Raw genomic sequence first — 8,884 nt, 5'->3', positions numbered from 1 at the left:
CGTTCCTTCGCGGGAATCAGGTGACGTGAACAATCACCAGCCTGCCATGACCGCCCCCTCTCAGCGAATTTGCAGAACTCTCAGCACACTACCCAGAGGGGGGCGCGAAGGATCGCGACCTCTCGGTCCAACCCTCGTCAAAACCTCACAACAACCCCGAATCGCGCGCGGTCGCTGTCGCCTCGCCGCGCGACACCGCATCCAGCTTGCCCAGCACCGCCGAGACATGGTGATCGACCGTCTTTGGCGAAATCGTCAATTGCTCGGCGATCCGCTTGTTTGACAGGCCGCGTTCGATCAGCTGCAGCACCTGCATCTGGCGCAAGGTGAGGCCGGCGAGGTTGGCGCGCGTCGAGCGGCGCGGGCCGCGGGCGATGCCGCCAACGCCGTTCTTGCGCATGATATCGCGCAGGCGCTGGGCTGCCGGCCTTGCCCCCAGGCCGTCGAAAATATCCAATGCCAGCCGCTGCCCCTCGTCGTCGCCGAGGATGAGCGCCAGTCCGCGCTCGTATGGCGCATTCAATTCGGCCCAGAGTGCCGAAGCCGAACGCCAGTCGCCGGTTAGAAGCAGCCGGTATGGTGTCGCCATGTCGGCGGTGTCGCCGGCCGGCATATCGGGAGAGAGCAATGTTCGCCACAGCGCCAGCTCCCCGACATGGGCACGCGAGCGCACCGGCGTTTCGGCGCGGGTGATCAGCGCCAGCGCCTCTTGCCTGTCGGCCAGGCCCAGCCATGCCTGCTCCGCCATCAGCGCCGCGTAAGAGCTCAGCATCTGCAGGTCGCCGCCGCTTCCGACCAGACGCGCCATTTCGGCGAACAGCGGCTCGGCCGAGGGATCGCCGCGCCTCAGGCGCAGTTTCGCCAGTGCCAGCAGCGCCGGAAACCGGCCCACGGTGGTTGTCCGCTCATTGTCGATGACATCGCTTGCCGTCGCGGCGGCCTCATCCCATTGGCCCTGGCGCAGCTGCACATCGGCCAGCATGCCCCTGAGATAGTCGCGCCAGGTGCCGAGGTCGTTTTCGGTGCAATAGTGGATCCCGCTCTCGAGCACCGGCCGCGCCGCGTCGTAGCTCATCTGGGTGATCTCGAAACAGGCGCGGTTGGTGAAGGCGCGCGCGGCATGTTCCTGGAAATTGCCTTGGAGCGCAATTGCAAGGCTTTGGTCGAGGCGCAGGCGTCCCGCATCCGGATTGAGCCACTGCTCGACGCAGCCGACATTGTTGAGGGCATGCGACGCGATGTCGGGACGGTTCATGCGCGCAGCCAGCGCCGCTGCCTTCTCGCCATAGAACAGCGTGTCTTCCACCCTCTCCGATAGCATCGCCAGGTGCGAAAGGTTCGAATAGGCCATGGCGAGTTCCGGCCCGGCGGGAGCCGCCTCCAGCATCGCCACCGCCTCGGCGCCGAAGGCGGCGGCCGCCTCGCGGTCATCGGCCATTTCGCTCAGCCGGGAGAGCCATCTCAGGCTGTCGCCCTCCTTCAGCCTGTTGCCGCCTGCCTGATGCAACCGGCGCGCCTCGCCCTGCGCTGCAAGCGCGTCGTCGATCTTGCCGATGAGATGGCACTCGAAGGCATGACTTTCGTAGAGCGCGGCGCGCTCGATCACCGGCAGGCTGTCGGCCTGCCGCAAGGCGATCTCGTAATAGCCGGCGGCATCGCGATGGGCGCCGACGCGCGACGCCTCGCGCGCGGCGATCGGCGCAAGTTCGCGCACCGCCGCCAGATTGTGCGCCTCGACCGCATGATGGACCAGGCGGCCTGTGGAGACGTCGCCATTTTCGAGCAGTGCCGCCAGCGCACGCTGGTTGAACTGCCGCCTGTGCGACGTCGTCAGCATCATTTCGATGGCGCGTCGCGCGATGTCGTGGCGGAAGGCGTAGCCGTCGCCCAGATCGTCGAGCAGGCCGTTGGCGACACACTCGGCCAGCTGGCCGGCGCTGGCGACGCCGCACAGGCCCTGCAGGGCCCAGGCGTCGGCCCGGCGCGGGAACACCGACACCGCGTCGAGCATTGCGCGGGCGCCTGGCGACAGCCGCTCGGCCCTTGCCAGCACGGCGTCGCGCACGCTTGCCGGCAGCGCCATTTCGTTTTCGGCGCACAACAATTCGGTGACAAAGAAGGCATTGCCTGCGGTCGCTCGGTAGATGGCGTCGCCATCGCGGCCGGCCGCATCGGCGAGCGACAGCACGGCCGCCTCGCTGAGCAGCGGCACGTCGATGCGCGCCACGCTGCCGGCCGGGATTTCGCCCAGGGCGCGGCGCACGCGCATCTGTCCTTCGCTGCGGTCGGTGCGCGCCGTGAGCAACAGCAGGATGTGGGTGTTGACGATACGCCGGCCGAGGAAGCGCACGAAATCGAGCGTCGCATCATCGGCCCAGTGCAGGTCTTCGATGATCAGCAGGCACGGCCCCTTGGCCGCAAAAGCGTCGAGCGCATCGGAAAACAGCGGCAGTCTCTGCCCATGCCGGGCGTCGATTGCGCGCGGCAGCGCCCATTGCGCCTCACGGGCCAGATCGTAAAGCGGCCCCAGCGGATCGGGGATCGACAGATCCTCGCAAGCGCTGCGCAACGTCGCCGCGCTCTCTCCGACACGGGCCGCGAATGCCTCGACAAGCGCCGTCTTGCCGGCGCCGGCCTCCCCGGCCAGCACGGCGACGCGGCCATGGCCGCCTATTGCATCGCCAAGCAGGCTCTCCAACTGCTGCAGCTGCGTCTGCCGTTCCAGAAGCATCATTATCATCGTCTCATACGATCGGAGTTTTCCCACCATGGCGGGCCGCTCACGATTAGCCCGTGAAGAAAGCGACGCAATGTGACTTTGCACACATTGCCGTGCGTCTTTCCACAAAGAACGACGCCAATATAGGGAATCGTCCCGCCAAATATGGGGAATCGTCCCGATGCGCGGGCCGGGCCGGCGTGGTCAACGTCCAGCCGCGCTCCGATCGAGCGTGAACCAATGGAAAAGGAAACCTTCCATGCCTCGCTACCTGATTGAACGCACATTTCCGGACGGCCTCAACATACCGATGACCGATATCGGCGCCAGCGCGGTGGGCGGCGTCGTCATGCGCAATGCCGAAAAGGGCGTCACCTGGATCCAGTCCTTCGTCACGCCCGACAAGAAGCACAGCTTCTGCATCTACGACGCGCCGACGCCCGAAGCGATCCGCAGCACGGCTCAGAAAAACTCGCTGCCGGTCGACAAGATCACGGAGGTGCGGGTTCTTGACCCTTACTTTTACCTCTGATCCTGCGTTCGGTCGCCACGATGATGAGCATCAAACTGTCCTTCGCGGCCGTGGCGAACTGCCTGATGGGCTGCCGCTCGGCGGAATCGGGCCTGTCCTGGGAAAGACCGTCCGGCCAACCTCCGTGCTCGGCCGTCTATGGCGGTTCGCGACGAGGCTGCCTGCGTATCTGTCTGAAAGGCGGCGCTTGCCCCCGGAAGGCGACTATCTGAGGCGCGACATCGGGCTATCGGAGCGGGACGTCCCGCAGGAATATTGGCAATATTACTTTTGGGATCGTTGATTTTGCACGGTTTTTAAGGGCTGCGGCCAAAGCCCGGCAACGGAAGCCGCATCGCATGAACCGGGACGGACAAACCAAATCCTAAACCAACGCCGCAGCGTTTCGGGCAGCCTGATCGGCCGCCGTCGCCTCGAGCGTCAACAAACGGACGGAAGACCATGACCATAACTCTTTGGACGACACGCTTCGCGGCTTTCGCCGCCATCTCGATCGCGGCGGGTGCGGCCGCCCAGGCGCACGACGCCAATCCGCTGGTCGAAAAGGTGCGCGCAGCCAACAGCCGCTTCGAAAATGTGGCAGCCGCCACCGCCGAAGGCTATGCCCCCATCCCTTGCGCCAGCGGCATCACCGGCGGCGCCATGGGCATCCACTATGTCAACGGCGCCTATCTCAAGGACGATGCCGTCGATGTCGCCAAGCCCGAAGCGGTGATGTACGAGCCGACGGCCGACGGCAGCCTGAAGCTGATAGCGGTCGAATACATCACCTCGAAAGGCCCGGCCTCGCTCGAAGGCCAGCTGTTCAACTTCAACAGCGCCCCCAATCGCTACGGCCTCGGCCCGTTCTACGAATTGCATGTCTGGGCCTGGAAACAGAACCCGACCGGCGCCTTCGCCGACATGAACCCGAACGTGTCCTGCGACGCGATGAAGGGGATGTAACCTTCCGACACCTCCGGCACCGGACACCCGGTGCCTGGCCTTCCCCCTTGGCGGGGGGAGGGGCGAGCGATACGCCGACCGGCTCCCCAGTCTTCCCCGGCGTGCGCTCGCCTTTCGTTTTGCCACCGATGTTGCCAAGCCCTAGGCGCTCGAGCCGATGGCTGACGGAACGATAGGAATATTTTCTTGACACGGTGACGGCAGGTATGCTACATTTTTGTCCATGGTGCTGATTTGCGCCGACGACCCGGCGCCGAGGCGGATTTTTTGTTTTCCTGGGTGATTCACCGCTGTTTGCTTAACGACGCCACCCCGGCCCAAGGCTGGCGTATCCGTTTCTACGCCGCCTTCAGCCGCACCATTTCGGCCTCGAACTCGAACTTCAGCTGCGCGGCTTCTTCTTCCGGCAGCCAGAGCACCATCTGGGGCACGATCTTGCGGTAGAGCCGGACACTGTCCTGATCCCAAGGCAGTGTTTCCGCGCTTCGCGCCTCGGCGATAAGCTTATGCAACCGCGCGCGAACCCGGTCTGGATCGCCATGATAAACAGTCGGCGCATCTTCATCGAACAGCCCGGACTGTTCATCGGCGCCAAAAAGATCGAGTTGATTTCTTGCCATATCCACGGATGCGAGGGTTTGATCTGACCCGGACTATGCGTCATCCCGTTTTCTGAAGCGAGCACGCGCTACCGGCTCATCCCGCATTCCCGGCGTTGTCGTCAGTTGACCGTTTGGGGCCGCCGGGCAGCGCCGGCATTCACGATTGGCCGATCTCCCCACCCGTGGGGGAGATGGCCGGCAGGCCAGAGGGGGGCGCTGTCCCGCCCCTCGCTAGAATTACACGTCAAGCCGCTCTGCGTGCCGCGAACTTGCCATCTGCGAGTGCCGTTACCCGACCATAGCGAGCTAGCGTCACCAGCACCTGCTCTACGCGCTTTTCGATTTTCTTGCCGCCTCTCTTGAAGCCCCGGGCAATGTCAGCAACTCCCATCGCTCGACCCGCCCCGGCCAATAGCGCTTCCACAGCCAATGGTTGTTCATATCGATCGGAGGGCCAAACAGGCAGTCCCTTGTCGAAGGCCACCACGGTCTCGTCGAAGTCGATCTCGCTTGTTTTCACATTTGCTTCTTTAGCGAAGAGCGGGATTTGGTAATCAGGCCGCAGCCAATGCACGTTCCCTACAGCCTCTTCCTTCGAGCGGTCTGCATTCAGCGCAACCAGCCGCTCGAGAATTTGCGCTTCTGCCAAGTCCGCCGGCCAGCCGTAGGCTCTTGATGTCAGCTCGTCGATTCTTTCATGCAATTCCCGTAGGATCACTACCAAACCGCGCTGCTTTATATCTTCGTCTTTGTCAGAGAGAGCCTCGCCGCTCTTCAGTTTCTCCAGCACATTGTATAGCCCGGTTAGTGTCAGCTTGGGATGTTCAGCGATTACTCTCTTTCGCAACGCATCAAGTTCCTCGCCACATTCGCGAAGATCTCGGCGTATAGCGTCAGAAGTGTCGGGAAAGGGGAACGGATCGAAGCAGCGTATCTTGTTATATCGAGGTCTGTCTTCCAGTGTACCACCGGTCGCCAGCGTCCAACTCACATGAGGCTTCGACGACAGCAGGCTAAGCATCGCTGCGTCAGCGAACCCGAAACTAATGCTGCCGTGTTCCACAATTATATTGCTCTCGATAAAAAAGAATATGCGATGCTTTGCAGTTTCGACTGTAACAATGCATCTATCCAAGTTAGATTTTAGGGAGAAATATCCTTCATTACTTCTCCTGAAACGCCACCAATACTTCTGCAGGCGCGGGTCTCGATCCAATTGACGCTTTGGAAAAACGCTTTCGCGAAGGTACTGAAAAAGATGCGGCGCGACTCCTTTTAGCTCAAATTCGGTTTCCACCTGAATGAGATTTGGAACAAAAACCCCTCTTGCACCGTATAGAAGATCATCACCATTCCGCAGTGGAACTAGTACCGACTTTTCGTATTCATTCAGGAGTGGAACAAGATATTTCCTTTGATCCGACGTCAGAACAAAGCCGCGTGAGCCTAGCGCTGGTCCCATCGACGCCAAGCCCTCATTTGCCAACAATGGGCTAACATCAGCGAGATTCGCGCCGACTCTCAGGTCCGCAAAGATCGCGCCGATAGCGGACGCAAACTCGATTTCCGGCTCATCAGTTTCAAGCTTCCTTTCGCTTGCTGTGATCTGAAGCAACCCGGGTTTCAAGCCGGCTTCCACAACCGTCATAGCGATCCGAACCGCGGCGGCATCCTTCGTCGCCTTTGTCCAAGGATGGTTGGGGATCGCGAAAACAATACTGATTGGATTTTTACCTTTCAGATGTCGCTCGACAGCTCGGCGATTGAAGAGTTGGCTGATCGAGTTCGTCGTTACAAATCCGAATCGCCTCAACCGGCTCATCTTCCTTCCTAGGAGTTCTGCAGCCCGATCCCACCAATACATGACAAAGTCGGCGCTTTCATTCATGTGAGGATGGGCCGCCCAGAGAGCATCTACATAAGGGTCGCCCAGCGGACCGCGCATAGCTGCGCCCTTGCCCAAAAACGGGGGATTTCCAACGATGAATTCTGCTTCCGGCCAATCTGGCCTACGAGCGTTGGGAAAAATCTCAACCGGTTTGCCGTCTCGCTCCTCGACTTTTGGCACCGGGTAGCCGTCCCAGGTCAGCACGGCGTCGTAACCCTCGCGGTGGCCGAAGTTGATATTCTTGAATGCCTTGAGAATCGGCTCGGCCGGATGGCCTGTGCGCGTACGGTAGTGTTGCTGCAAATAACCTATCCAGACCACGAGTTCTGCGATGGCTGCGGCACGCGGATTGAGTTCTAGACCAAGAAATTGGTGTGGATCGACAGAGCCACGCTCTAGCCCCAAACTTTCGGAAACACCAAGGCGGGCCAAGGTCTCCAACACCTCACCCTCAAGTTTCTTCATAAGCTCAAGACTGACGTAGAGGAAATTGCCTGTGCCGCAGGCGGGATCAAGCACCCGCGTAGCGCAAAGTTGGTGGTGAAAGCCCCGCACAATTTCTGCTGCCTTGGCCTCGTTACCCTCTTCCTTTGCAGCTTCCGCTTTGGTCAAAGCCTTCTGCCAGTCCCCACGCAGTGGCTCCATCACAGTCACTTCCACCAGTCGCTGCACATAGGCTCTTGGCGTGTAATGCGCACCTAGCTTTCTGCGCTCCGATGGTTCCAACGCCTGCTCAAGTAGTGTGCCAAAGATGGCAGGATCAACCTCAGTCCATTTCGCTTTCGCCGCCTGCAAAAGCTCACCAATTTCCGCACGGTCGAGTGGAAAGGCACGTGCATTTTTGAACAGATTGCCGTTGAAATGCCTGAGGTGGGTGCGGAATGCTGAGAAAAAACGAAGGGTGTGTGATGGTTCGTCCATCTTCGCCCATAGTTCTTCAACTAGCGGCACGAAAGCGCCGGGAGAATCGATGCAATCGGTCAGAAGTTCTGCAAACTTTCCGTTTGGAATGAGATCGACATCCTCAGCGAACATCGTGAATATGCAGCGCATCAGAAAGTGCGCCACCTCCTCGGCCGGGTGATCAACCTCCAGTGCCTTGCTCACTTCCGCAAGTCGTTTGGCGATCTCGCGGGTTACGCGCGCCGACTCCTTTGCGGGATCTAGACTAGTCGGATCGGTCCAGATGCGCATAAGCAACTCGCGTGTTTCCTTACGTCGCAAATCCTCCAGATAAATTCGGAATCCCTTCCGGTCGGGAAACTGACTATAAGCACGACCGCTGCCCGAAAAATCGGCAAAAATCTCAAATGCATGGCCAACATCACAGGTGATAATGAATGGCGGGGCGACATGGCTAGCATCAAGCAAGGAGACGTAGTTCTCTGCCTGACGTCGAGCATTCTGCATCATCACGTCCCAACCGCGCGCGGCGCTGCGTCGACCAAGATGTTCGGGTTCGTCGTTCAGTAGCGAAAGTTGGCCGGGGATCGCATTTTTCGCACCCGGCAGGCGCGATTGCTTGGCCTCGAGAATAAAACAACCCTTCTTATAGAGATCGATACGCTTTGAAGAGATGATTTCATCGCTTGCACGTCGCCTTACCGCTCGCTCGAATACATAGTCGTTGTGCTCTCGTTCAGCAGAAGCAGGATCAGGATGAGGGGCACCAATTACCTCACACAACTCGGAAAGAAACATCTGATAGTTGGCACGCTCTGCCCCGCCTTCGCGCGCTGTCCAACGTTGGATGAAAATCTCTGCGTCCATGTGACTGCCCCCACACGACACGACAGCAAAACATGATTAATACTTGGTTTACGCCGGATATATCGAGCAAATTTCGACCAGATACTCTCGAAATACAGGGCACCAAAAAGAGAATATCGCTCGGCCCGAAGTTCTACCTGCATTCCTCGCTCCCACCTGATACTTGTCTGCACTTCGCCCTACTGGTTCGCTCAGGGAGTCACTTGGCAGGGCCAGCTGACCGGGGTTCGCTCGCCATTCGTCATGCCACCGGCATGATGAATGCGCGCGCCGCGCACCCGTTCCTGCCGGCCCTACGCTATGGCTTCGGGCGTTCGTCGCTCGAAAAGCCAAATCGTTGGCCTTTCGTCCGCTCCGGCGGACCGCCTCTCCGCCCACCCTTTCTTAATGTGTCTCCGCTACATCGAAACCTTGAAAAGAGGCGGAAA

General features: G+C 60.1%; 5 protein-coding genes. 2 read left to right on the top strand and 3 right to left on the bottom strand.

Annotation, left to right across the window (positions count from 1 at the left end):
* Positions 1–145: 145 nt before the first annotated feature.
* Entirely contained in the window at positions 146–2,734 is a 2,589-nt protein-coding gene (locus NKJ18_RS24840) for a helix-turn-helix transcriptional regulator (RefSeq protein ID WP_352760104.1), read from the bottom strand.
* Between the two features lie 244 nt (positions 2,735–2,978).
* Here NKJ18_RS24840 and NKJ18_RS24835 point away from each other — a divergent pair, with 244 nt between their 5' ends.
* Together NKJ18_RS24835 and NKJ18_RS24830 are read left to right on the top strand one after the other, a co-directional pair.
* On the top strand, positions 2,979–3,251 hold the full coding sequence (locus NKJ18_RS24835; protein WP_023673765.1) for a DUF4242 domain-containing protein: 273 nt from the start codon (positions 2,979–2,981) through the stop codon (positions 3,249–3,251).
* Between the two features lie 441 nt (positions 3,252–3,692).
* Complete coding sequence (locus tag NKJ18_RS24830; protein ID WP_352666217.1) at positions 3,693–4,196, top strand: hypothetical protein; 504 nt, start codon at positions 3,693–3,695, stop codon at positions 4,194–4,196.
* Positions 4,197–4,534: 338 nt separating this feature from the next.
* On the opposite strand, the gene NKJ18_RS24825 is transcribed toward NKJ18_RS24830, so the two are convergent.
* Both NKJ18_RS24825 and NKJ18_RS24820 read right to left on the bottom strand, forming a co-directional pair.
* A complete protein-coding gene (locus NKJ18_RS24825) occupies positions 4,535–4,816 on the bottom strand; it encodes a hypothetical protein (RefSeq protein ID WP_352666219.1) in 282 nt (93 codons plus the stop codon).
* Positions 4,817–5,042: 226 nt separating this feature from the next.
* The gene (locus tag NKJ18_RS24820) at positions 5,043–8,456 is read right to left on the bottom strand and encodes a class I SAM-dependent DNA methyltransferase (protein WP_352760101.1); all 3,414 of its coding nucleotides are present in this window, start codon (positions 8,454–8,456) and stop codon (positions 5,043–5,045) included.
* Between the last annotated feature and the right edge of the window lie 428 nt (positions 8,457–8,884).

The organism is Mesorhizobium sp. M0217, assembly GCF_040321955.1.
In the GTDB taxonomy this organism is placed as follows: Bacteria; Pseudomonadota; Alphaproteobacteria; order Rhizobiales; family Rhizobiaceae; genus Mesorhizobium.
Note: the sequence above shows the minus strand (reverse complement) of the source record. Positions and strands in the feature narration are given on the sequence as shown.

Coding starts and splice junctions, on each gene's coding strand:
- NKJ18_RS24840 (WP_352760104.1), bottom strand. CDS start 2,734: ATGATGCTTCTGGAACGGCAGACGCAGCTGCAGCAGTTGGAGAGCCTG.
- NKJ18_RS24835 (WP_023673765.1), top strand. CDS start 2,979: ATGCCTCGCTACCTGATTGAACGCACATTTCCGGACGGCCTCAACATA.
- NKJ18_RS24830 (WP_352666217.1), top strand. CDS start 3,693: ATGACCATAACTCTTTGGACGACACGCTTCGCGGCTTTCGCCGCCATC.
- NKJ18_RS24825 (WP_352666219.1), bottom strand. CDS start 4,816: ATGGCAAGAAATCAACTCGATCTTTTTGGCGCCGATGAACAGTCCGGG.
- NKJ18_RS24820 (WP_352760101.1), bottom strand. CDS start 8,456: ATGGACGCAGAGATTTTCATCCAACGTTGGACAGCGCGCGAAGGCGGG.